This is a genomic window from Prescottella equi (genome assembly GCF_020171745.1).
Classification (GTDB): domain Bacteria; phylum Actinomycetota; class Actinomycetes; order Mycobacteriales; family Mycobacteriaceae; genus Prescottella; species Prescottella equi_A.
In genome coordinates, this window is the sequence record NZ_JAIVAH010000009.1 from 95407 (window position 1) to 116775 (window position 21369).

Consider the following 21369-nt stretch of genomic DNA (forward strand, 5'->3'; position numbering starts at 1 on the left):
TCCTAGGTCATGAACATTCGGACGTGGGCACGCACGTGGACGGCGGCCAGGACGTCGGCCATCGGGGCGAACGTCGCCATGTCGTCGAGCGTGTGGTCGGCGAGGGCGGCGTAGTCCCGTTCCGCGTTCCCGTTGACTTCGAACAGGATTCGCTGCGTTGCGACATGGTCCACCCGGAGCAGTCGCAGGGCGGCACCGAGCACGGTCGTCGCCGCCCCGTACTGGTGTGCCGCGAAGGCGTCCTGCTCGGGGCATTCCATCTCCGCGAACGCGATCCCGACACCCACCGGATACGTGCCCGGCGTCTCCCCCGCTTCGACGGCCGCGAGCCACTTGCCGAATGTCACGCCCGCGGTGAGCCCGCAGCCTAGTTCGGCGAGCTTCCTGCCCATACGCGTCGACATGGTGCGGGCCTCCTCGCCGAGTTTGCGCGCCAGCACCGCGTGGTCCGCCGCCAGCACCCGGTCGAAGTCGCCGTCGACCACCCCACGGTGCGCGGCGAGCACCGCGATCCCGTCGCACGTGGCTGCCTGCTGGACCACGGTGAGCACGAATTCGCGCAACGTCGCGGCATCGGTCACCACCGACTCGGCCACCGCGGACTCGAGCCCGTTGGAGAAGGAGAACGCCCCGACCGGGAACATCGAGTCCGCGAACTGGATCAACCGCATCGCCCGGGTGATCCCGTCGGCCGGCGCGGCGTCGATGCCATGCCTCTCAGGGCTGCGGGGCATGGGTGTGCCCTTCACCCTCACGCGCCGCCGCCCCGAACAGCCTGCGCGCCTCGTGTGGGGCGAGGTACGGGATCACCTCGGCGCCGGGCCGGAAGTCGTACTCGATGCCCTCGAACGCGTGCGTGCGCATCACCGACCCCATCACCGCCTTGTCGACGGTGAGCGGCACGTAGACGGTGGTCCCCTTGACCACCGCCGGCCAGTGCTGGTTCCCGATCGCGTGCCCCAGCTCCAGGCAGGTCTGCACCAGGACCTCCGGTGCCGCGTCACGAAGCCCGGACAGCTCGATCGCCATGACGTCCTTGAGGTGGATCCGTGCCACCACCAGCGTGCCGTGGTCCTCGTTGCGGGCCAGCACGTCCCCGTCGCGGAGTTGGACACCCCGTTCGAGCGAGAGTGCGATCTCGACGCCGTCCCGAGTCCTGCGCCGCAGCCGACTCTTCTGCGCCTCCCACTGATCGAGGACCAGCAGGTCCACCTTCGCGTTCTCCAGGCGGGACCGCCACTCGGGATCGTCGACGTTGCCGAGGACCGCTTCGACTCGAACGAGTCTGTCCTGCAATCCTTTTTCTGTCACGATGCCCCCCTAACTGAAGAAGTAGAGTTGACCGAGCCGAACGGATTCGGCGGGCTCGACGTAGGCGTGGGCCCCGTCCACCATCACCGCGAACGTCTCGGGATCGACCTCGATTCGCGGGGTGGCGTTGTTGCGCAACAGATCCCGCTTGGTGACGGTTCGGGTTCCCTCCACGGCCATCACCTGACGCTCGAGCCCGAGGCGCTCCTTGATCCCGCTGTCGAGTGCCGCCCGGGAGACGAACGACACCGACGTCTCCGCCAGCGCCTTGCCGTGCGCACCGAACATCGGCCGGTACTTCACCGGCTGCGGCGTGGGCAGCGACGCGTTGGGATCACCCATCGCGTACCAATTGATCATCCCGCCCTTGATGACCATCTTCGGTTTGGCACCGAAGAATCCCGGCTCCCACAGCACGAGGTCGGCGATCTTGCCGGGGGCCACCGAACCGAGGACGTGCGAGACCCCGAACGTCAGCGCCGGATTGATCGTCATCTTTGCGACGTAGCGCAGGACCCGAAAGTTGTCGTTGCCGTCGGCGTCCTCCGGGAGCTTGCCCCGCGCTCTCTTCATGCAATCGGCGAGCTGGATGGTACGCAGCCACGTTTCGCCCACCCGGCCCATCGCCTGCGAATCACTCGAGATCATCGAGATGACGCCCATGTCCTGCAGGACGTTCTCACCACCGATGGTCTCGGCCCGCACCCGGCTCTCCGCGAACGAGACGTCCGACGGCACTTTCGGATTGAGGTTGTGACAGACCATGATCATGTCGAAGAGTTCGGCCTGCGTGTTGATCCCGTACGGCAGCGTCGGGTTGGTCGACGCCGGCAGTACATTGTCCTCGCCCGTCACCCGCAGGATGTCCGGTGCATGCCCGCCGCCGGCACCCTCGCTGTGGTACGTGTGGATGGTGCGGCCCTCGAAGGCCGCGATCGTGTCCTCCACGTAGCCGGACTCGTTGAGCGTGTCGGTGTGGATCGCCACCTGGATGTCCATGGCGTCCGCCACCCGCAGCGCGGCACGGATCGCCGCCGGCGTCGATCCCCAGTCCTCGTGCACCTTCAGGCCTGCGGCACCGGCCTCGATCTGTTCCATCAGCGAGCGGTCCCCGGACGAGTTGCCCTTGCCCAGCATGCCGATGTTGACCGGCAGGCCCTCGTTGGCCTCGAGCATCTTCTCGATGTTCCAGGTTCCGGAGGTGATGGTGGTGCCGTTGGTGCCGTCGGTCGGCCCGAATCCACCGCCGAACAGGGTGGTCACACCGTTGCTCAGCGCCGCGTACGCCTGCTGCGGCGCGACGAGGTGGACGTGCGAGTCGATCCCGGCGGCGGTGAGAATCAGCTGCTCCCCGGAGATGGCGTCGGTGGCCGGACCGGTCGTCAGGCCGGGGGTCACGCCGTCCATGGTCCCCGAGTTGCCGGCCTTCCCGACCCCGACGATCCTGCCGTCCTTGATCCCCACGTCGGCCTTGACGACGCCGAGCAGTGCGTCGATCACCACCACGTTCGTGATCACCAGGTCCAGCGCGCCGTCCGCACTGCACGACGTGGGGTCCTGCCCCATCCCGTCCCGCAGCGTCTTGCCTCCGCCGTACAGCGCCTCGTCGCCGATCGTCCGCAGGTCCTCCTCGACCTCCACGAACAGGTCGGTGTTGCCGAGACGGATCTTGTCGCCTTTCGAGGGCCCGAACAGACCCGAATACTCCAGTCGCGAGATCTCGGTCATGCGCCACGAACCTTCCCACGTCGGATGAGCACGTACACCTCACGCGGTTTCGAAGCCGTACTCCTTCGCCAGTGCCACCGCCCGGGCCAACCGCGGCCGGTACTTCGCGTGCGTCGGCCCCCAACCGTCGACGAATCCCTGGAAGCCGTAAACGCGCTGCTTACCGCCGAAAGGAACGAGCGTGACTTCTTTCTCGTCACCGGGCTCGAATCGGACCGCGGTGCCGGCGGGAATGTCGAGTCGCCACCCGAACGTCGCCTCCCGGTCGAACGCCAGGGCGCGGTTGACCTCCATGAAGTGGAAATGCGAACCGACCTGCACGGGACGGTCACCGGTGTTGCGTACCGTCACCTTCCGACGCGGACGTCCCGGATTCAGTTCGACCGGTTCGTCACGTAACACATAGCCGCCCACTGGTATCGAACTCGCCGGCGCGACCTGCTCGGCGGGTTTCGAGGCCTTCGTCGACGGGCTGGTCTTGTCCGCCTTGTCGGTCTTACGGGCCTTGCCGGCCTTGTTCGTCTTGCTCATCTCGATCACCATCCCTACTGGATCGGCGAGTGCACCGTGACCAGTCGGCTCCCATCGAGGAACACCGCTTCCACCTGCACCCGCGGAATCAGTTCAGGCACGCCGTCCATCACGTCGTCCGCAGTGAGCACGTGCGACGCGTCGGCCATCACTTCCTCGAGCGTCTTGCCCTCCCGCGCGCCCTCGAGTGCCGCGGCCGAGATCACCGCGACCGACTCCGGATGATTGAGCTTGAGGCCCTTCGCCTTCCGCCTCAGCGCCACCTCCGCGAGCATGAGGATGGTCAGTTTGTCGAGTTCACGCGGCGTCAGATGCATGCCGGCCTCCTGTGCGGGACAGAACCACGCTACGACAGATCCTCGACGTTCTCGCGGCTTATGGAGATCGAGGGCGTAACGAGACGGACACTCGGTCATCGAGACTGCCCGTGCGGATTCGCCCTCGTCGGCACCAGACTCAGGGCCGCGATGCGGTGCCCGTCGAGCGCCTCGACGGTGAGTCGCCACCCGTCCACCTCGACGCGGTCACCGATCCTGGGCAATCGCTGGAGGCGGTGCAGGACGAACCCGGCCACCGTCTCGTACGGGCCCTTCGGCAGCGCTGTTCCCGTGTCGGCCTCGAAGTCCTCCACGAGCAGACGCCCGTCGATGTGCGCGGGACCCGTTTCCTCTGCGCCACCGTTCGGCTGGGGGTCGAACTCGTCGCCGATCTCGCCGACGACCTCCTCCACGATGTCCTCGAGCGTCACGATGCCCGCGGTGCCGCCGTACTCGTCGACGACGAGCGCGATCTGCGAATTGTCCTGGCGCATCACGGTGAGGGCGGCGAGGGCGGGCTTGGACCCGGGCAACCGCAGCAGGGGCCGCACCAGATCGCCGACGGTCTGCGCGTCGTCCCCGCGCACGAGCAGCAGATCGCGCAGGTGCACGAAACCGACTATGTCGTCGAGGGTTTCCGCGCGCACCGGGTAGCGGCTGTGCCCGAGCGCGAGGGCGTCGCCGCGAGCGCGTCGGACCGGAGTGTCGGCGCCGAGGAAGTCCACCTCGGGGCGCGGGCGCATCACCTCGACGAGCGATCGCCGAGCCACGTCGAACACCTCCGTGAGCACCCGGCGCTCCTCTTCCGCCACGGCGCTGTGCCCGGTCACCAGGTCCCGCAGTTCCTCGTGGGTGATCTCCTCGCCCCTGCGCGCCGGGTCGGCGCCGAGAACTCGCACCAGTGCATTGGTCGACACCGACAGCAGCCAGATCACCGGACGGACCAGCCCGGCGAACCGGTCGAGGGGCGGCGCCGTCACCAACGCCACCCCGGTCGCGTTCTGCAGCGCAATACGTTTGGGGACCAACTCGCCGAGCACCAGCGACAGGTAGGAGATGACGAGGGTGGTGCCGACGAGCGCCACCACGTCCGCCGCCGCGGCCGACAGGCCCCAATCCCGCAGCGTCGGGGAGAAACTCGGTGCGAGCGTCGAGGCACCGTACGCCGCCGAGAAGAACCCTGCCACGGTGACACCGATCTGCACCGACGACAGGAAGCGGTTGGGATTGCGCGCCAGCGCGACGGCGCGCTCGCCGCGGCGACCGTGCTGCTGCAGTGCGCTCAGTTGGCCCTCCCGCAGCGACACGAGCGCGATCTCGGTGGCCGCGAACACCCCACCGATCAGGATGAAGACCACGACCAGGACGAAGTTCAGCAGCATGCCGCCGGTCACACCCCGAGACTAGCGCCGCGCCGCCTCCCCGTCCCTACCTCGATTCCACGAGAATCCGTATCGTCGAGTCCGCGGGGCCAGCTCGACGAATCGTCCACGATCACAGACGTATCGGAGTGAATCATGAGGCTTGACGGAAAGGTCGCGATCATCACCGGTGGGGCCGGTGGAATCGGCCGCGGGATGTCGCGTGCGCTCACGAAGGAGGGCGCGAAGGTGCTCGCCGTCGACATCAACGACGACGCGGGCGCGGCGCTCGAATCCGAACTCGGCGATGCGGTCCGCTACCTGCACGCCGACATCTCGAAGGAGCCCAGTGCGGCGCAGATCTGCGCCGCGGCCGTCGATGCCTTCGGCTCCGTCAGCGTGCTGATCAACAACGCGCACGTCTCCCGCCAGGCGCCGTTCCTGGAGACAACGCAGGAGATGATGGATCTGTCGTTCGGCACCGGGTTCTACCCGACGTTCTGGCTGATGAAGGCCTGCTACGAGCAGTTGAAGGCCACGCAGGGATCCGTGATCAACTTCGCGTCCGGCGCCGGGATCGACGGCCAGCCGACGCAGACGTCCTACGCGGCGGCGAAGGAGGCGATCCGCGGGATCAGCCGGGTGGCCGCGAACGAATGGGCCGCCGACAACATCAACGTCAACCTCATCTCACCCCTCGCCCTGACGGAGGGCGTCGAGGCGTACATCGCGGCCAATCCGGGCATCGAGGAGGCGCTGCTGTCGCGAACCCCGCTGCACCGCTTCGGCGATCCCGAGGCCGACATCGGACGGGTCGCGGTGTTCCTCGCGAGCGACGACGCGTCCTACATCACCGGGCAGACGATCATGGTCGACGGCGGCAGCATCAAACTGCGCTGACCGGGCGGCGCGGGACCACGTGGCCCACGGCACGGACCGAGAGCAGTACACCCACCAGGGCAGCGCCCGACGCAGCTTTCGCTGCACGACCCAACCGGTCGGCACACGCCCACTCGTCAGTCACTGTCGAACCGTCGTCGGACACCGGATGCACGACGGATCCGCACACGATTTCGCGTTGGCCGACGCTGTCGACGCGCACGGTCTGGGTCTGGAACGCCTCCAGCCCCGCAGCCGACAGCGCTCCGGCTGCGAGAAGTGCGCAGCAGGTCGCGGACCAGAGCCGGCGCTCACCGCGGCATCGCGCGCGCCACCATCCGTACGTCACGAGGGCTCCCGCCACGGTGAGCAGGATCCAAGCCCACCATCCTGCGGCAAGCAGCACGCCGCAGGCGGCCGACGCGACGGTGACCCAGAAGGCGGCCGACCACCCCTCGGAAAGGTCGAACCATTCCGCGCGCCGCTCCCGGAGAGTCATTGTCCGATTCTCACAGCCGGACACCATGATCACCCGCAGGCGCCGCCATCCGGTCGATTCCGATTCCGGCGACGTATTCCGGCGACATATCGTGCGGAAGTGATACCCACAGGACGTAGGCGAATGCGCATCGGAGTGTCCGGAGCACACGGGACCGGCAAGACCACGCTGGTCGAAGAGCTGTGCAACCGACTGCCGGATCACACCCCGGTCGACGAACCGTATGTGCTGTTCGAGGAAGAGGGCCACGAGTTCGAATACCCACCCTCGGTAGACGACTACCGCCTGCAGCTCCGCCGCTCGCTGGTGATGCTGCGCACCGCTGCGCCGGGGGCGGTCTTCGACCGGACGCCGCTGGACTTCCTGGCGTATCTGACCGTGTGCGGCGTCGACGCGGAATCCGAGGCCGACGCGGACGAGTTGCGGGCGGCGATGTCCCTGCTCGACCTACTCATCGTCGTGCCCGTCACCGCGGAGACCGGGCGGCAGTTGCCGGCGGTCGAAATGCCCGAGCTCCAGCGTGCCGTCGATTCCGCACTGATGGATCTCGTCCATGCCGATCCGCTGGACGTGTGCGGGCACCTTCGGGTCGTCGAACTGACCGGGCCACTCACCACGCGAATCGAATCGGTCGTCACCGCCCTCTGATCGACTGACCCGAGCCACCGCTGCGTGTTGTACTGGTCTGCATTGGTTGTCCGGCTACGAATTCGTACGAGGAGCACCATGACACGAGTGGAGTCCGCCGGTGGCACCCCGCCCGGCTCGGTGTCCCGCGTGCGCCGCGGCTGGCCGGTGTTCACGGTCGTCGCGATCGCGATCGTCGCGTTCTTCCTGGGCGGACTGGGTGGTTCGTTCCAGGGCAAGCTCGCCGAGGTGCAGAAGAACGACAACGCGTCCTATCTGCCCGGCTCGGCCGAGTCGACGATCGTCGCGAACGAGAGCGCGAAATTCCTGACGGTGGAGACCATTCCGGGTGCCGTCGTCTTCCACCGCGACAGCGGCCTGACGGACGCCGACAAGGCCGCGATCGACCAGGCCCGGATCTCGATGGCGTCGGTGGAGGGCGTGGACGCCGACGGCGTGACGCCCACCCAGATCTCGACGGACGGCACCACCGCGTCGGTGTTCGTGCCGCTGATCGCGAAACAGGACGGAACCACCGTCCAGGGCAACGATCTCGCGGCCGCGGAACAGGACGTCATCGACGCCGCGCAGAACGCGGTGCCGTCGGATCTCGAGGTGCTGCCCGCCGGTCCCGGCGGTCTACTGGTGGCGTTCATCGACGCGTTCGAGGGCCTCGACAGCACGTTGCTGGGCGTCGCGCTGCTGGTGGTGATCCTGATTCTGCTGGTGGTGTACCGGTCACCGATCCTGTGGTTCTTCCCGCTGTTCTCGGCACTGCTGGCGCTGGGGCTGTCGTCGATGGTGATCTACCTGCTCGCCGACCACGAGATCCTCACCCTCACAGGGCAGAGCCAGGGGATCCTGTTCGTGCTGGTGATCGGCGCCGGCACCGACTACGCGCTGCTGCTGATCGCGCGGTACCGAGAGGAACTGCACTTCCACGACAACCGCTTCGACGCGATGATCAAGGCCTGGAAGGAATCCGCGCCGGCAATCACCGCGTCGGCGATCACCGTGATCCTCGGTCTGCTGTGCCTGAGCTTCTCGCAGCTCAACTCGAACAAGAGCCTCGGCCCGGTGGCCGCGATCGGCATCGCGTGCACGTACCTGGTGATGATGACGTTCCTGCCCGTCGCTCTGTCCGCGGTGGGCCGGTGGGTGTTCTGGCCGCGTAAACCGCGAACCGACGGTGCGACAGACCTTGCGACACACGGGCTGTGGGGGCGGATTGCCGACGTCGTGGGGCGCCGGGACCGGCCCGCATGGATCGGCGCCACGGTGCTGCTGGCCGTGCTGTTCGCGATCGGCATCGGCAGCCTGCAGACGTCCGGCCTCACCGCCACCGAGAACTTCACCAACGAGCCCGACGCCGTCCGCGGACAGGCGCTCTACGACGCCAACTTCGACCAAGGCGCGGGCGCGCCCGCCGTCGTCGCCACGAATGCGTCTGCCGTCGACGCGGTGATCGCCGCCGCGAGCGGCGTCGAGGGTGTGCGGCAGGGGCCGGGGTCGGTGTGCGTGCAGGTGGACGTCGAGAAGGTGAAGGCGCTGCTGCAGAACTCCGGCGGCAACGCGGCGCAGCAGTTGCCGCCCGGCTGCCCGCCGTCGCTGCTGAACGTCGCGCCGATCGACGGGCGGACCATCGTCAATGTGGCGCTTGCCGATTCGTACGATTCGCCGGAAGCCCTGCAGACAGTGGAACGCCTACGCGACACGCTGCACGCGGTGCCCGGCGCGGACGCGCTCGTCGGCGGCAGTTCGGCCGCGACGCTGGACGTGCAGACCGCGTCGGTGCACGATCGGAACCTGATCATCCCGATCGTCCTGGTCGTGATCTTCATCGTGCTCGCGGTCCTGCTGCGCGCACTGCTGGTGCCGCTGATCCTCATCGGGACCGTCGTGTTGAGCTTCGCCGCGACGCTCGGGGTGTGCGGATTCTTCTTCACGCACGTCTTCCACTTCGCCGGTGCAGACCAGTCGTTCCCGTTGTTCGCGTTCGTGTTCCTGGTTGCACTCGGGATCGACTACAACATCTTCCTCATGACCCGGGTCCGGGAGGAGACGGTCACGCACGGCACGAAGTCCGGGGTGCTGCGCGGGCTCGCGGTGACCGGCGGGGTGATCACGTCGGCGGGTGTCGTGCTGGCGGGCACGTTCGCCGTGCTCGGGGTGCTGCCGCTGGTGTTCCTCGCCGAGGTGGGTTTCGCGGTCGCGTTCGGCGTCCTGCTGGACACGATCGTGGTGCGCAGTGTGCTGGTGCCGGCGCTCTCGCACGACATCGGCCGGAAGATCTGGTGGCCGTCGAAGCTGGCGCGGGCGAAGGACTGAACGGTCAGTAGTCGGCGTCGGGGGCGCCGTCGCGCTTGTAGATCAACATCGTTCGCTCGAACGTCATCACCACCTCGCCGCGCTGATTGCGTCCGGTGGTCTCGACGGTGACGATGCCCTGCGTGGGCCGGCTCGCCGATTCCCGCTTGTGCAGCACCCGCGACTCGGCGTACAGCGTGTCGCCGGCGAACACGGGTGCGGTGACGCGCACCCGGTCCCAGCCGAGGTTCGCGACCACCTTGGCGCTGACCGTCCGCACGCTCATCCCGGTGAGGATCGCGACGGTGAGCGTGGAGTCGACCAGCAGCTTGCCCCACTCGGTGCGCGCGGCGTAGGCCGTGTCGAAGTGGACCGGCTGGGTGTTCATGGTCAACAACGACATCCAGATGTTGTCCGTATCGGTGATCGTCCGGCCGGGCCGGTGCTCGAAGACGTCGCCGGGGACGAAGTCCTCGTAGTACAGGCCCGACGTCTCGCGGTACCGACCCGGTGCGATCTCCCGGTGCGCGGGCAGCGGCTCGTCCACGACTGGCTCCTCTCGGGCGCGGATCGACGCTTCCAGGCTCGCACATCGGTTGACGGATCGGTGTGGAAGTGGTCGGCTGGTAGGTGATGGATGGCGCCCTCCGCACGCGCCGCGCTCCGGTACGCGCTCTCCACCGATGATGTCCTGCAGCCCAAACACTTTCGGGGCATCGTCTCTACCGCACGGCAACGTGACTCGTAGGGAAGGATTGAGATGGCGAACTACACCACCGACGACTCCGGTATCCCGGTACCCAGCGACGAACATTCACTGACCGTCGGACCGGACGGGCCGATCCTGCTCCAGGACTACTACCTGATCGAGAAGATGGCCCAGTTCAACCGCGAGCGGGTGCCGGAACGACAGCCACATGCCAAGGGCGGCGGTGCGTTCGGCACCTTCGAGGTCACGAACGACGTGAGCGCCTACACCAAGGCCGACCTGTTCCAGCCCGGCAAGAAGGTCGAGATGCTCGCCCGGTTCTCGACCGTCGCGGGCGAGCGGGGCAGCCCGGACACGTGGCGGGATCCGCGCGGATTCGCCCTGAAGTTCTACACCGAGCAGGGCAATTTCGACATGGTCGGCAACAACACCCCGGTGTTCTTCATGCGCGATCCCATGAAGTTCCAGGACTTCATCCGGTCGCAGAAACGCCGGGCCGACAACAATCTGCGCGATCACGACATGCAGTGGGATTTCTGGACCCTCTCCCCCGAGTCCGCGCATCAGGTGACGTGGCTGATGGGCGATCGCGGCATTCCACGCTCGTGGCGGCACATGAACGGCTATTCGAGCCACACCTACATGTGGGTGAACGCGAAGGGCGAACGGTTCTGGGTGAAGTACCACTTCAAGACCGACCAGGGCATCGAGTTCCTCACCCAGGAGGAGGGTGACCAGAAAGCAGCGACCGACACCGACTTCCACGTGCGCGATCTGTGGGAGTCGATCGAGGGCGGCAACTACCCCACCTGGACGCTGAAGATGCAGATCATGCCGTACGAGGAGGCGAAGACCTACCGGTTCAATCCGTTCGATCTCACCAAGGTGTGGCCGCACGCCGACTATCCACTGATCGACGTCGGCACCATGAAACTCGACCGCAACCCGGCCGACTACCACTGCGAGATCGAGCAGGCCGCGTTCGAGCCGAGTAGTTCGGTGCCCGGCACCGGACCGAGCCCGGACAAGATGCTGCTGGGCCGGTGGTTCTCGTACCCGGACGCGCACCGGTACCGCATCGGCTCCAATTACAAGGAGCTGCCGGTCAATTCGCCGCACGCCGCGCCGTTGCGTTCGTACACCAAGGACGGCCAGCTGAGACACCACAACCCGGGCGATCCGGTGTACGTGCCGAACTCGAAGGGCGGTCCGCACGCCGACATCGCGGTGGCCGGCGAGTCTCCGAGCTGGTACTCCGACGGCGAGATGGTGCACCAGGCGTACACGCTCCGCAAGGACGACGACGACTGGGGCCAGGCCGGCACGATGGTGCGCGACGTCCTCGACGACGCTGCACGAGACCGGCTGGTATCCAATATCGTCGGGCATTTGCTGGACGGCGTCACCGAGCCCGTGCTGGTGCGAGCGTTCGAGTACTGGCGCAACGTCGACAAGAGCCTGGGCGGCCGGATCGAGAAGGGGGTCCGCGCGGGGCAGGGGTAGGGCGACGGAAAAGGCCCGAATGTCTGATTGATCCTGGATCCGTGATAGACAGCTTCCCAGGGGAGCTGTCTGTTACGGGGAGGGACGACATTGGTCGACGACAACGAGGCGGGGACGTCCCGCACGGTGGCGGCGTGGACCTTCGGGCTGTCGTTGGTATCGGTGGTGGCCGTCGGCGTCGTCGTCGCGGGGTTTCTGCACAGCCCCGAGCCCGAACTGACGACCGCGCTGCCGACCACCACTCCATCGACCACCGAACCCGAGCGGCCCGAGTACACGTACGTCACGCCGCCGGTGACGTATCCGACGCAGATCCCCGGGTGCGATGTCGTCGAGCGTCCGGGCGAGAGCGAGTGGATCGCGTACTCGTCCCTCGACGAGTACGGCTACGACAACCCCGACTACCCGTGGTTCTCCGGTGCCAAGGCCGGCGCGATGTCGCAGGCACTGCGGGAGGCACTGCCGACCGGCGTCGAGGTGGCGTTCGCGTCGCCCGACCAGTCGCTGATCTTTCAACCGATCATGAGCGGCGAGCTCCCCGAGGACGGCGGGCCCGATTTCGGCGGCGACACCAACGCCGGCGCGACGGTGTCACGCAACGGGAAGAGCGGATCGCTGTCGGTCTCGGTCAAGCAGAGCAGCGATCCGCTCCCGGCGTGCGTCGCCGGCTACCTCGATGCCCGCAAGACACTCGCAGACGGCACCGTCGTCGACGTCCTCGATACCTGGTCCGAGACCAACGGGGTGCGTACCCTGTCGCGCAGTGCCCGCGCGTACGTGCCCGACGGCACCCGCGTCTCGGCCTACTCCTCCGATGCCGAGTACGGCGACGACGAGACGAACAGCGGAACCGTGCCGCTGACCGTCGACGAGCTGGTCTCGATCGTCACCGCACCCGGTCTGCACGTCACGGCGCCGGTCCCGCCCGGCACAGTCACGCCTCCGGAGTCCTGCTCGTCCCCGGTGGAGCAGGGTTCGGGCGCCGCGATCGACCGCGCCACCACCGAGCGGTTCGACGCGGTGCTCGCCGCGCTGCCCCTCGACGGCATCGCGCTCGACCGTCCGCTCGGAACGCTGTGGCCCGCCCGGTTGGACGACGGCGCCGTGTGCCAGTCGGTTCGAGTCACGACACCGGGACAGGAGTCGACGCTCGACATCGCGATAGCCGGCGGGCAGGAGTTGCCGTCGACCTCGGCAGCACCCGAACCGAGCGGCGCACGTGACCGCACCACGGTGCGGCAGCTTCCCGACAGGACCGTCGTCCAACAGAGCGAGCACAATTTCGCGTCGACGGGCATGCGTCCCGGCGCGGAGGCGAAGTCCACGACGCGGCGGGCCGTCACCGTCACCCGCCCGTCCGGCACCCTCGTTCGGGTGTCCTCCGGGGCGGACTCGCCCGCCGCGCCGCTGTCGTTCGATCAGCTCGACGCGATCGCGCTCACCCCCGGAATCGAGGTGCCGTGGTGAACCGGGAGATCCGCAACCTGCTCCTGGCGGGGGCGGTGGCCGTCGTGACCGTCACCGGCGCCGTCGTGACCGTCGCGCACGCGGGCGGCGACGGCACCCGCAAGATCACCGGAACCAACGATGCCGCACCGGGGTTGGGCTGGTCGGTGGACGCCGCCGCAGCGTACGGGCAGGCGTTCGCGGAGTTCCGGGATCCGCGTGGGGGAAGCGAATACGACTGGGGCAATCCTGGTTTCGTCGCTGCCGACGACACGATCGTCAGCATCGTGGGCATCTCGCACGGTGGTATGAGCCTGACGGACCCGGTGATGTTCGGCATCGACGCCGCCGACGGCGAGGTGCGCTGGCAGAGCCCGGCCGACGACCTCGGGGGCTGCGCGTCGACCCCCGTGGACGGTCGCCTCGTGTGCTTCACCGCGCCGCTCGCCGAGGACCCGGCCCTCGTCGGATTCGATCTCCGCACCGGCGAGGTCACCCGAACACCCACGGATTGGATAGTTTTCGCGGTCGCCGCCCATGACGACCGCCTGTATGTCGCGGAGGGCAACGTCGAGAACGACGACGTCCGCCTCCACGCCGGCACCCTCACCGATCCGGACGCGCAGTGGTCGCAGCCGTTCGCGATGGGCACCGGCTGGGACGACGATCTGACGGACGCGCTGGACGTCTCGCACGGTCAGGGACTGCTCACTCTCGGTCCGGACGTCGCCGGGTTCGATCTCGACAGCGGCCGGCCGACGTGGACCACGCGCCTGGAGGGCTGTTCGCGAATCGCTCCCAGCGACGGCGGTGTGGTGGTCCGGTTCCGCACCGAGTGCGACGGCTATCGGATCACCGGTTCCGACGCCATCGGCAGCGACGGACACACCCTCGTCTCCGTCGACGGTGCAGTGGCCCAGCGACTCTCGTTCGATCGACCCGCCGACGCGGACGTTCCACTGTTGTTCGGCGACGGCGCATACGATCGGCGGACCGGCGAGCGGCGGTGGACCAGCCCCGACCTGGTCGCCGCACGCGAACCCGACGAGTACAACGCGAGCACCACCCGTGGCACCGCGGTCGCGGTGGCGGGGGACGTCGCGATCCTGCGCGGCACGGGCGCGACGAGCACGGCGGCGCTGGATCTGCGCACCGGGGAACGGCTCTGGAGCCACGACGACGAGCGGTTCGGAACCGTCGCGGCACTGGACGGACCGTCGCTGCTGACCCTCGACGGCGAGGGAATCCGCGCCGTCGACACGAGGACCGGCGAATCGCTCTGGGACACCCCGTTCCTGAAGATCGACGACGACCGAGATGCCCTCGCTTCGAACGGCATGCTGGCCACCACGCAACCGGATCGCTACGTGTACGCCTCGGCCCGGACGATGATCGGGTTGCGCCCGCTGCCGCGGTAATGGCCGGGACCGCTCACAGGAACGCCTGGCTCGTCCACAGGTGGAACAGGGCGTAGGCCCGCCACGGCCGCCACGGTTCCGATGCCGCGGCGGCCTCGCGTGGCGTCTTCACGCCCAGCGCGCGGCGCAGCACCAGATCGCCGGACGGATAGGCGTCGCGGTCGCCGAGCACCCGCACCGACAGGTAGTCGACGGTCCACGGCCCGATGCCGGGCAGCGCCAGCAGGCGGGACCGGAACTCGTCGGGGTCGGCGTCGGGCGCAAGATGCAGTCCGTCCGCCGCGGCCGCGGCGAGGGCCTGCACGGTACGGGCACGGGCACCGGTGAGCCCGACGGCCTTCTGGATGATCGACGGATCCAGTGCGGCCAGCGCCTCGGGTTCGGGGAAGCTGACGAACCCGTCGAGCTCGGTCGGGGTGCCGAACGCAAACACGATGCGCGAGCCGAATGTCCTTGCCGCCGAGAGCGACACCTGCTGCCCCAGCACGGTCAGCACCGACGTCTCGAAGCCGTCGACGGAGCCGAGGACGCGCAGCCCGGGCCGGGCCGCGACGTGCGGTGCGAGCAGGGCGTGCCGCGAGAGTGCCTCGTCGACGACGTCGGGATCGGCGTCGAGGTCGAGCCAGCGGCGGACCAGCGCTTCGACGTGCGGGACGTCGTCGGGGTGCGCTGCTCGAATCTCCGCCGCGACGTGGTCGGAACCGTCGAACCGGACGCCCACTACCGCCGGCCCGCGCGGCGCGGGGACCACCCGGGTGTGCGTCCCGGTGTCGGCATCGTGGCGTTCGAGGCCGTCCACCGCGTGCGCCGCCAGGGCACCGAGCATCGGGGCCGTGGTGAACGGCGGGCGGAACGGCAGGGTGATCGCGTCGGTCAACGTTCGTCCTCCAACCCGGTGACCCGGAGCGTGATGTTGAGCCGACCGTTCGTCAGCCCGCAGTCGGGATCGGCGGTGCCCGGAAAGACCTTGGGCACACCGTGGTAAGCGAAGCGGGACGGCCCACCGAAGACGAACAGATCCCCCGACTGCAGTTCCACGTCCGCGTACGGCTTGTTCCGGGTGTCGGGGTTGCCGAAGCGGAAGGTGCACGTGTCGCCGATGCTCAGCGACACCACCGGGGCGTCCGCCCGCTCCTCCTGATCGCGGTGCATGCCCATGCGGGCGGTGTCGTCGTAGAAGTTGATCAACGCGGCGTCCGGCTCGTAGGCGGCACCCGCAGCCGAGTCGTAGGCATCGGAGACGGCCCGTTTCCCTAACTGCGCCAACCACTTCGGTACCGGCAGCACCCGACCGCCACCGGCGTCGTCGGCGGTGCGGCTGTAGCGGTACGGCTGCCAGTGCCAGCCCAGGCACACGGTCTGCACCGACATCGCGTGCCCGGTGGGCAGCCGGGCGGCCCGCATCGGCACCGGCCCACGCGCCCAGTCGCGGCACGCCCCCACCATCCGGCGCTGTTCGCCGAGGTCGAGCCAGTCCGGGACCAGCACGGCGCCGTCGGCGACGACCCGTCGCGGTCGGGGCAGCAGGGCCGACATCTACTCGGCCTCCTTCCGCTGCAACCGCTTCCACTCGTCGTACTTCTCGCGCAGGCACCGCGCGCACGGCCGGTAGCCGGCGGCGATCGCGGTGTCCTCGTCGGCGAAGAACACCCGCTGCGTCACGTAGCCACCGCGGGCGATGGCGCGGGCGGCGCCGGGGCAGTCGAGGGTGCCGTAGATGCGGTCCTTGCGGTGCCCGCCGAGCGCGCCGGGGGTGGCGCTCTCGTAGGGCTTCCCGTCCGCGCCGATCAATTTGTACAAAACCCTCACCTTCGTACAATTCTCATTCGGCATCGTGGAGGACCAGACCGAGCGTGCGCCGGACACCGCTGCGCACCGTGCTGACCCCGTGCCGCATCGGGGCCGCGGACCAGCCGCGCAGCGACTGCACCGGACGGTCGTTGGTGGTGAACACGAACGCGTGCCCCTGCCGCAGCACGGTGGCGGTGCCGCGGGACTGCGCGCGGGCCCGCTGCTCGACCAGCAGGAACTCACCACCCTCGTGGTCCACGCCGGGCTCGTCGAGTCCGATCACCACCTGCAGCGGAAACACCAACTCGCCGTATAGGTCCCGGTGCAGCGCGTTCCAGTCGTCCGGCCCGTACCGCAGGATCAGCGGGGTGGGTCGACGCTGCCCCGCCGTGTGGCACAGGGAGAGCCACTCGTCGAGGGTGTCGGGCCAGGGCGCCGGACGGCCCAGCCGCCACGCCCACTCCCGCGCGACGGGGAGAAGTTTCACGTAGAACCGGGCCCGCAGCTCGGCGATCGACGGCGGCAGCGGGTAGTCGAAGTACCGATAGCGGCCGGCGCCGTAGCGATGCCGGGCCATGTCGACCGTCGAGCGGAACAGCGCGTCGTCGTCGAAAAGCTCGGCGAGCTCCCGGCATTCGTCGGGTTCGAGGAGCGGACTGGCGCTCTGGGCGCCGCCGAACCGATCGAGCTCGTCGAGCAGCGGCGCCCAGTCGAGAGCGTCGACCCGGTCGGCGAGCGCGCTCACGCCGCCTCCAGTGTGAGCAGCGCGCGCTTGGTGTCGGCGCCGCCCGCGTACTGGCCCATGCTGCCGTCGCTGCGCACCACCCGGTGGCACGGCACGAACAGCGGTAGCGGGTTGGTGGCGCACGCCGAGCCGACCGCGCGGACGGCGCGGGGGCTGCCGGCAGCCTCGGCCACCTGTGCGTAGCTGGCGGTGCTGCCGTACGCGATGTCGGGCAGCCGGGTGAGGACGGTGCGCCGGAAGCCACTCGACAGCCGCAGATCCAGCGGGACGTCGAAGTGGGTGCGCCGGTGCGCGAAGTACTCGTCGAGCTGACGGGCGGCGGCGTCGAGCCGTCCCGGGGACTCGAGGATCCGCGGGCTGACCTGCTGGGCCAGCACCGCCAGCACGGCGTCGTGGTCCTCACGTGGATAGGCGACGCGGACCAGGCCGACGTCGGTGGCGGCGAGCAGCAGCCGCCCGACGGGGGTGTCGACGGACCGGTAGGCGAGGTCGAGCAGGCCGTCGCGGTCGGCGGCGGCGGCGAGGCGGGCGTGCAGGCGGCTCAGATCCGCGGGATCCACGCTCGGGGTCGGGATGGCGCTCATCGGATTGCTCCTTCCTGTGCGAATGGTGCGGTGTCGGCCGGGTAGGTGCGGCGGAGCCGGGCGATGCCGTCGGCGGCGGCGCGGCGGGCCGCGTCGGTGCTGTTGCCGAGGATCGCCGAGACCTCCGCGTACGGGAGTCCGGCCAGGTGGTGGTAGACGACGGCGGCCCGCTGCGTGAACGGCAGGTCGGCCAGCGCGTCCCACAGTTCGTGGTTCCACGCGCCGGGCAGATCCCGCGCCGACGCCCGGTCGGGCAGGTCGTCGGTGGGGACCGGCGTGCGCTGCCGCACCCGGTGCACGTCGACGGCCTTGCGGTGCGCGATGGTCACCAGCCACGCCTCGACGTTCGCGCCGGGCGCGAGGTCGGGGTAGGCCCGCAGCGCCGCCAGGAACGTCTCGGACCAGGCGTCGTCGGCGTCGACGGGACCGAGCAGCGCGCGGCACACCCGCAGCACCACCGGCCCGTGCTCGGTGACGATCTTCTCGAACGGTTTCAGTCCCACACCGGGTAGACGCTCCGGGTCGCCGGAACGTGAGGTTCGATCCGCGTCAGAACAGTCCATCCTGGATTCCCACGGACGCCGGGCTCTCCAGATCCAGCAGGAACTGTTTGCGCTCGAGCCCGCCGGCGTAGCCGGTGAGCGAGCCGTCGCTACCCACCACGCGGTGGCACGGGACGATGATGCCGATGGGGTTCCGGCCGTTGGCAGCGGCGACGGCCCGGATCGCGGCGACGTTGCCGAGATGCTCCGCGAGCTGCAGGTACGTCCAGGTCTCGCCGTACGGGATGGTCCGCAGCGCCGCCCACACCCGCTGCTGGAACTCGGTGCCGCGCGGCGCCAGCGGCACCGTGAACTCGGTACGTTCGCCGGCGAAGTATTCGGCCAGCTGCGCGGTGACGTCGTCGAAGCCGGTGTCGGTGCGCCGGCCGAACCGTTCGCTGTCGGGCAGGTGCCGCTGCAGGTGCATGTACAGCCCGCACAGGCCCTCGGGGTTGCGGACCAGCGTCAGCGGCCCAACCGGCGAATCGACGACGGTGTGTTCGGCATCCACGGTTCCGATCCTCCCAGCAACCACCGACAGTCCGCGAAATTCGGGCAGGATTGCAGGATGCCGCTTCTCCCCAACCCGCTCCAACTCGTCTCGACGGCCCAGAAGGCGGCGCAGTCGTCCCTGCAGTGGTCGGTGGACACCGCCGTGTTCGTCATCGGCCTGCCCACCCGGGTGTCCGCGCTGCTCGACGAGGCCGAGGGGCTGGTGCGACAGGTGTCGGGCGTGGTCGACGGCGCCGCCCGCGCGGTGGCCGCGGCCGACGCTGTCATCGCCGCGTGCGCCACGCTGGTCGACCGCACCGCCGTGGTCGCGGCCGAGACCGAGGTGGTGGTGGCGTCGGCGGCCCGCTCGTCGGCGATCGCCGACGAACTGATCGGCATCTACCAGCCGCTGGCGCTCACGGCCGCCCCGCTGGCGTCCCGATTCGTCGACGAGATCAGCGAGGAGGAGGTGCACGCCGCGGTCAAGCTGTTCGACCAGCTGCCCGAACTGACCGACCGGATGACCGCGCTGATGCCGATCCTCGCGACCCTCGACACCGTCTCGCCGGAGATCCACGAACTGCTCGAGGTGGTCAAGGACGTGCGGCAGGCGATCATCGGGGTGCCCGGATTCAAGTTCTTCCGGCGCCGCGGCGAGGACAAGCTGGGCGAGGGCGAGTAGGCGCGCCCGACGATGAAAGGCAGAACTGATGGAACCGCAACCGCACGGCACGCTCGTCCGCACGCCCGACGGCGTCGACCTGCGCCTCACCCGCACGTTCGACGCCCCGATCGCCGACGTCTGGGCGAGCATCACCGAATCCGACCGCACCGCAGCGTGGTTCGGCCCGTGGGAGGGAAAGCCCGGCGCCGGCAACACGATCCGCGTGCAGATGGCGTTCGAGGAGGAGGGTCCGCCCAGCGAGATGCGTATCGACGCGTGCGAGCCGCCGCGGCACCTGGAACTGTCCACCAGCGACGACGCCGGGGCGTGGCGTCTGGCCGTCGACCTGTGTGAGGCCGACGGCACCACCGAACTGACGCTCACCCACGTCGGTGTCCCGGCCGAGGCCGTCAGCGAGATCGGGCCCGGCTGGGAGTACTACCTGGACATGCTCGTCGCGGCACGCAAGGGCACGCCGCTGCCGGACTTCGCGGACTACTTTCCCTCCCAGTCCGGCTACTACCGGGACCTGGCCGCCGATCCCGGCTAGGTGGTGGCGGCCTGCGGGCGGAGGAACACGTCGTCGAGCGTGACCATCGACAGGTTCCGCTCCCGGATGATGTCGACGAGTTGGCCGTAGACCCGGGTGACCGGCAGATGGTTGGCGTGGCCGATGACGATCGACTGCGCGACGAAGTACTTGCGCGCGCACTCGAGCAGGTACTGCTCGGTGATCAGCCCCGAATCCGACAGCGAACCGTGCCACAGCGTCGGCACGGTGTAGCCGTGGTCGGCGGCGATCCGGTCGACGGTGGCGTTGCGGTAGCCGAACGGCGGCCGGTAGTACGGGGTGCCGTCGACGCCGAAGGCGTTGTGCAGGAACGTCTTGGTGCGCTGGAACTGTGACGCCGCCTCCCCGCCCGACAGCTTGGTCAGGTCCGGGTGGTCCCACGTGTGGCTGCCGAGTTGGATCTGGCCGCTCTCGACGAGTGGGCGCAGCGCGTTCTTGTGGACGGTCCACGAGTCGTAGACGGCGGTGACGAAGAACGTGAACCGGGCGCCGGTGTCCTTCGCGAACTGGATGTAGGCGCCCACCACGTCGGCGCTGGTGCCGTCGTCGACGGTGAGGGCGATGCTGCTGCCCGGACCGGGGATCGCGCTGAGGGCGCCCGGCGGCACCGCGACCCGCGCAGCCAACGGGGGTGGGCCCGGCAGCAGCGGCGGCGCCGGCGGGCTTGGGGGCGGTGCGGGCGTGGCCGGCGACGGCACCGCGATCTCCTCGCCGTGCGCGATGGTACATCCGGTCGTCAGCGATGCCGCGCCGGCCGCCAGTACGGCGAGGAATCGTCGTCTGTCCACGGGGCGAAGCGTAAGGACGCGGCTACCGGCGTCCCGTCAGTCACGCCGACCGGTGATGTTGTCGTGACTTTGCGCGCGAACGGATTTCGTGAGCAACGGCAACGTCCGGAACGGCACGATCTCCGACAGCACCACCACCGACACCGACCGGGCCACAGTCGACGAGTGATGCAGGGCGATCAACAGGGACTGGAGTTCGTCGTGCGACGCGGCCGCGACCCGGCACAGCACGTCGCCGACACCGGTGGTGGCCCACGCCTGGACCACCTCTGGGAACTCCTCGAGCTCCTTCGTCAACTGTCCGAGCGAGCCCTGTGCGATCTCGAGCGTCACGAACGCCTGCACCGGGTATCCGGCTGTGTGCAAATCGATTTCGGGCCCGTAGCCGACGATGATGCCCGCTTCCTCTAGCCGACGCAGCCGGGCCTGGACGGTCGCGCGGGCGACCCCGGCCCGGCGGGACAGCTCGAGGAACCCGATCCGTGGATCGTCGCGCAGGCGGGTGATCAGGTCGACGTCGAGCGCATCGAGTCGGTGCCCGCCCCGATCCATGGCG

At 69.0% G+C, this 21369-nt stretch carries 25 protein-coding genes; 8 read left to right on the forward strand and 17 right to left on the reverse strand.

All coding sequences use genetic code 11. The features are described 5' to 3' along the window. Nucleotides 1-2 precede the first annotated feature (2 nt). From LCL87_RS07150 to LCL87_RS07175, 6 genes are all read right to left on the reverse strand, one after another. Complete coding sequence (locus LCL87_RS07150) at nucleotides 3-734, reverse strand: urease accessory protein UreF (RefSeq protein WP_225018148.1); 732 nt, start codon at nucleotides 732-734, stop codon at nucleotides 3-5. Next, a complete protein-coding gene (locus LCL87_RS07155) occupies nucleotides 718-1311 on the reverse strand; it encodes an urease accessory protein UreE (protein ID WP_225018149.1) in 594 nt (197 codons plus the stop codon). Before LCL87_RS07155 ends, LCL87_RS07150 begins: the two co-directional genes overlap by 17 nt. A 9-nt stretch (nucleotides 1312-1320) precedes the next feature. Next, nucleotides 1321-3039 carry an urease subunit alpha gene (locus tag LCL87_RS07160; RefSeq protein ID WP_225018151.1) on the reverse strand — a complete coding sequence of 573 codons (1719 nt, stop codon included), beginning with the start codon at nucleotides 3037-3039 and terminating at the stop codon, nucleotides 1321-1323. Between the two features lie 39 nt (nucleotides 3040-3078). Continuing rightward, nucleotides 3079-3570, reverse strand: a complete 492-nt coding sequence (locus LCL87_RS07165; RefSeq protein WP_225018152.1) for an urease subunit beta — start codon at nucleotides 3568-3570, stop codon at nucleotides 3079-3081. 14 nt (nucleotides 3571-3584) lie between these two features. After that, a complete protein-coding gene (locus LCL87_RS07170) occupies nucleotides 3585-3887 on the reverse strand; it encodes an urease subunit gamma (protein WP_225018154.1) in 303 nt (100 codons plus the stop codon). Nucleotides 3888-3982: 95 nt separating this feature from the next. Beyond that, nucleotides 3983-5281: a hemolysin family protein gene (locus tag LCL87_RS07175; protein WP_225018156.1), complete on the reverse strand. Its 1299-nt coding sequence runs from the start codon at nucleotides 5279-5281 to the stop codon at nucleotides 3983-3985. A gap of 123 nt (nucleotides 5282-5404) precedes the next feature. Between LCL87_RS07175 and LCL87_RS07180 the strand changes: the two genes are divergently transcribed. Then, on the forward strand, nucleotides 5405-6148 hold the full coding sequence (locus tag LCL87_RS07180) for an SDR family oxidoreductase (RefSeq protein ID WP_225018158.1): 744 nt from the start codon (nucleotides 5405-5407) through the stop codon (nucleotides 6146-6148). Here LCL87_RS07180 and LCL87_RS07185 read toward each other — a convergent pair. After that, nucleotides 6135-6626 carry a hypothetical protein gene (locus LCL87_RS07185; RefSeq protein ID WP_225018160.1) on the reverse strand — a complete coding sequence of 164 codons (492 nt, stop codon included), beginning with the start codon at nucleotides 6624-6626 and terminating at the stop codon, nucleotides 6135-6137. The two genes, LCL87_RS07180 and LCL87_RS07185, sit on opposite strands and share 14 nt — an antisense overlap. A gap of 123 nt (nucleotides 6627-6749) precedes the next feature. Here LCL87_RS07185 and LCL87_RS07190 point away from each other — a divergent pair, with 123 nt between their 5' ends. Both LCL87_RS07190 and LCL87_RS07195 read left to right on the forward strand, forming a co-directional pair. Further along, nucleotides 6750-7274: an AAA family ATPase gene (locus LCL87_RS07190; RefSeq protein ID WP_225018162.1), complete on the forward strand. Its 525-nt coding sequence runs from the start codon at nucleotides 6750-6752 to the stop codon at nucleotides 7272-7274. A 78-nt stretch (nucleotides 7275-7352) separates the two neighbouring features. After that, nucleotides 7353-9581 carry an MMPL family transporter gene (locus LCL87_RS07195; RefSeq protein ID WP_225018163.1) on the forward strand — a complete coding sequence of 743 codons (2229 nt, stop codon included), beginning with the start codon at nucleotides 7353-7355 and terminating at the stop codon, nucleotides 9579-9581. Nucleotides 9582-9585: 4 nt separating this feature from the next. Here LCL87_RS07195 and LCL87_RS07200 read toward each other — a convergent pair whose 3' ends face one another. Then, the gene (locus LCL87_RS07200; protein ID WP_225018164.1) at nucleotides 9586-10107 is read right to left on the reverse strand and encodes a MaoC/PaaZ C-terminal domain-containing protein; all 522 of its coding nucleotides are present in this window, start codon (nucleotides 10105-10107) and stop codon (nucleotides 9586-9588) included. Between the two features lie 213 nt (nucleotides 10108-10320). On the opposite strand from LCL87_RS07200, the gene LCL87_RS07205 reads away from it, so the two are divergent. The 3 genes from LCL87_RS07205 to LCL87_RS07215 all read left to right on the forward strand — a co-directional run bounded on the left by LCL87_RS07205 (nucleotide 10321) and on the right by LCL87_RS07215 (nucleotide 14636). Continuing rightward, nucleotides 10321-11772 carry a catalase gene (locus LCL87_RS07205; protein WP_225018165.1) on the forward strand — a complete coding sequence of 484 codons (1452 nt, stop codon included), beginning with the start codon at nucleotides 10321-10323 and terminating at the stop codon, nucleotides 11770-11772. Nucleotides 11773-11862: 90 nt separating this feature from the next. Further along, on the forward strand, nucleotides 11863-13239 hold the full coding sequence (locus LCL87_RS07210) for a hypothetical protein (RefSeq protein WP_225018166.1): 1377 nt from the start codon (nucleotides 11863-11865) through the stop codon (nucleotides 13237-13239). Further along, nucleotides 13236-14636, forward strand: a complete 1401-nt coding sequence (locus tag LCL87_RS07215; protein ID WP_225018167.1) for an outer membrane protein assembly factor BamB family protein — start codon at nucleotides 13236-13238, stop codon at nucleotides 14634-14636. Before LCL87_RS07210 ends, LCL87_RS07215 begins: the two co-directional genes overlap by 4 nt. A gap of 13 nt (nucleotides 14637-14649) precedes the next feature. On the opposite strand, the gene LCL87_RS07220 is transcribed toward LCL87_RS07215, so the two are convergent. From LCL87_RS07220 to LCL87_RS07250, 7 genes are read right to left on the reverse strand one after another with little or no spacing between them, the layout of a single operon-like run. After that, nucleotides 14650-15462 (reverse strand): AlkA N-terminal domain-containing protein, encoded by an 813-nt coding sequence (locus LCL87_RS07220; protein WP_237691872.1) that lies wholly within the window; start codon nucleotides 15460-15462, stop codon nucleotides 14650-14652. Between the two features lie 47 nt (nucleotides 15463-15509). Next, on the reverse strand, nucleotides 15510-16172 hold the full coding sequence (locus LCL87_RS07225) for an alpha-ketoglutarate-dependent dioxygenase AlkB (RefSeq protein WP_225018168.1): 663 nt from the start codon (nucleotides 16170-16172) through the stop codon (nucleotides 15510-15512). After that, nucleotides 16173-16436, reverse strand: coding sequence for an Ada metal-binding domain-containing protein (locus LCL87_RS07230; RefSeq protein ID WP_510850707.1), 264 nt, complete (start codon nucleotides 16434-16436; stop codon nucleotides 16173-16175). Between the two features lie 22 nt (nucleotides 16437-16458). After that, on the reverse strand, nucleotides 16459-17172 hold the full coding sequence (locus tag LCL87_RS07235; RefSeq protein ID WP_225018171.1) for a 2OG-Fe(II) oxygenase: 714 nt from the start codon (nucleotides 17170-17172) through the stop codon (nucleotides 16459-16461). Further along, a complete protein-coding gene (locus LCL87_RS07240) occupies nucleotides 17169-17756 on the reverse strand; it encodes a methylated-DNA--[protein]-cysteine S-methyltransferase (RefSeq protein ID WP_225018172.1) in 588 nt (195 codons plus the stop codon). Before LCL87_RS07240 ends, LCL87_RS07235 begins: the two co-directional genes overlap by 4 nt. After that, on the reverse strand, nucleotides 17753-18259 hold the full coding sequence (locus LCL87_RS07245) for a sigma-70 family RNA polymerase sigma factor (protein ID WP_225018173.1): 507 nt from the start codon (nucleotides 18257-18259) through the stop codon (nucleotides 17753-17755). Before LCL87_RS07245 ends, LCL87_RS07240 begins: the two co-directional genes overlap by 4 nt. A gap of 46 nt (nucleotides 18260-18305) precedes the next feature. Next, the gene (locus LCL87_RS07250; RefSeq protein WP_225018174.1) at nucleotides 18306-18809 is read right to left on the reverse strand and encodes a methylated-DNA--[protein]-cysteine S-methyltransferase; all 504 of its coding nucleotides are present in this window, start codon (nucleotides 18807-18809) and stop codon (nucleotides 18306-18308) included. 57 nt (nucleotides 18810-18866) lie between these two features. Here LCL87_RS07250 and LCL87_RS07255 point away from each other — a divergent pair, with 57 nt between their 5' ends. Beyond that, nucleotides 18867-19472, forward strand: a complete 606-nt coding sequence (locus LCL87_RS07255) for a ribulose 1,5-bisphosphate carboxylase large subunit (protein WP_225018175.1) — start codon at nucleotides 18867-18869, stop codon at nucleotides 19470-19472. 28 nt (nucleotides 19473-19500) lie between these two features. After that, on the forward strand, nucleotides 19501-20004 hold the full coding sequence (locus LCL87_RS07260; protein ID WP_225018176.1) for an SRPBCC family protein: 504 nt from the start codon (nucleotides 19501-19503) through the stop codon (nucleotides 20002-20004). On the opposite strand, the gene LCL87_RS07265 is transcribed toward LCL87_RS07260, so the two are convergent. Together LCL87_RS07265 and LCL87_RS07270 are read right to left on the reverse strand one after the other, a co-directional pair. Further along, complete coding sequence (locus LCL87_RS07265; RefSeq protein ID WP_225018177.1) at nucleotides 20001-20813, reverse strand: polysaccharide deacetylase family protein; 813 nt, start codon at nucleotides 20811-20813, stop codon at nucleotides 20001-20003. The two genes, LCL87_RS07260 and LCL87_RS07265, sit on opposite strands and share 4 nt — an antisense overlap. 36 nt (nucleotides 20814-20849) lie before the next feature. After that, a complete protein-coding gene (locus LCL87_RS07270) occupies nucleotides 20850-21365 on the reverse strand; it encodes an Lrp/AsnC family transcriptional regulator (RefSeq protein ID WP_225018179.1) in 516 nt (171 codons plus the stop codon). Between the last annotated feature and the right edge of the window lie 4 nt (nucleotides 21366-21369).

Coding starts and splice junctions, on each gene's coding strand:
- LCL87_RS07150 (WP_225018148.1), bottom strand. CDS start 734: ATGCCCCGCAGCCCTGAGAGGCATGGCATCGACGCCGCGCCGGCCGAC.
- LCL87_RS07160 (WP_225018151.1), bottom strand. CDS start 3,039: ATGACCGAGATCTCGCGACTGGAGTATTCGGGTCTGTTCGGGCCCTCG.
- LCL87_RS07165 (WP_225018152.1), bottom strand. CDS start 3,570: ATGAGCAAGACGAACAAGGCCGGCAAGGCCCGTAAGACCGACAAGGCG.
- LCL87_RS07170 (WP_225018154.1), bottom strand. CDS start 3,887: ATGCATCTGACGCCGCGTGAACTCGACAAACTGACCATCCTCATGCTC.
- LCL87_RS07180 (WP_225018158.1), top strand. CDS start 5,405: ATGAGGCTTGACGGAAAGGTCGCGATCATCACCGGTGGGGCCGGTGGA.
- LCL87_RS07185 (WP_225018160.1), bottom strand. CDS start 6,626: ATGACTCTCCGGGAGCGGCGCGCGGAATGGTTCGACCTTTCCGAGGGG.
- LCL87_RS07190 (WP_225018162.1), top strand. CDS start 6,750: ATGCGCATCGGAGTGTCCGGAGCACACGGGACCGGCAAGACCACGCTG.
- LCL87_RS07195 (WP_225018163.1), top strand. CDS start 7,353: ATGACACGAGTGGAGTCCGCCGGTGGCACCCCGCCCGGCTCGGTGTCC.
- LCL87_RS07205 (WP_225018165.1), top strand. CDS start 10,321: ATGGCGAACTACACCACCGACGACTCCGGTATCCCGGTACCCAGCGAC.
- LCL87_RS07220 (WP_237691872.1), bottom strand. CDS start 15,462: ATGCTCGGTGCCCTGGCGGCGCACGCGGTGGACGGCCTCGAACGCCAC.
- LCL87_RS07225 (WP_225018168.1), bottom strand. CDS start 16,172: ATGTCGGCCCTGCTGCCCCGACCGCGACGGGTCGTCGCCGACGGCGCC.
- LCL87_RS07240 (WP_225018172.1), bottom strand. CDS start 17,756: ATGAGCGCCATCCCGACCCCGAGCGTGGATCCCGCGGATCTGAGCCGC.
- LCL87_RS07255 (WP_225018175.1), top strand. CDS start 18,867: ATGCCGCTTCTCCCCAACCCGCTCCAACTCGTCTCGACGGCCCAGAAG.
- LCL87_RS07260 (WP_225018176.1), top strand. CDS start 19,501: ATGGAACCGCAACCGCACGGCACGCTCGTCCGCACGCCCGACGGCGTC.
- LCL87_RS07270 (WP_225018179.1), bottom strand. CDS start 21,365: ATGGATCGGGGCGGGCACCGACTCGATGCGCTCGACGTCGACCTGATC.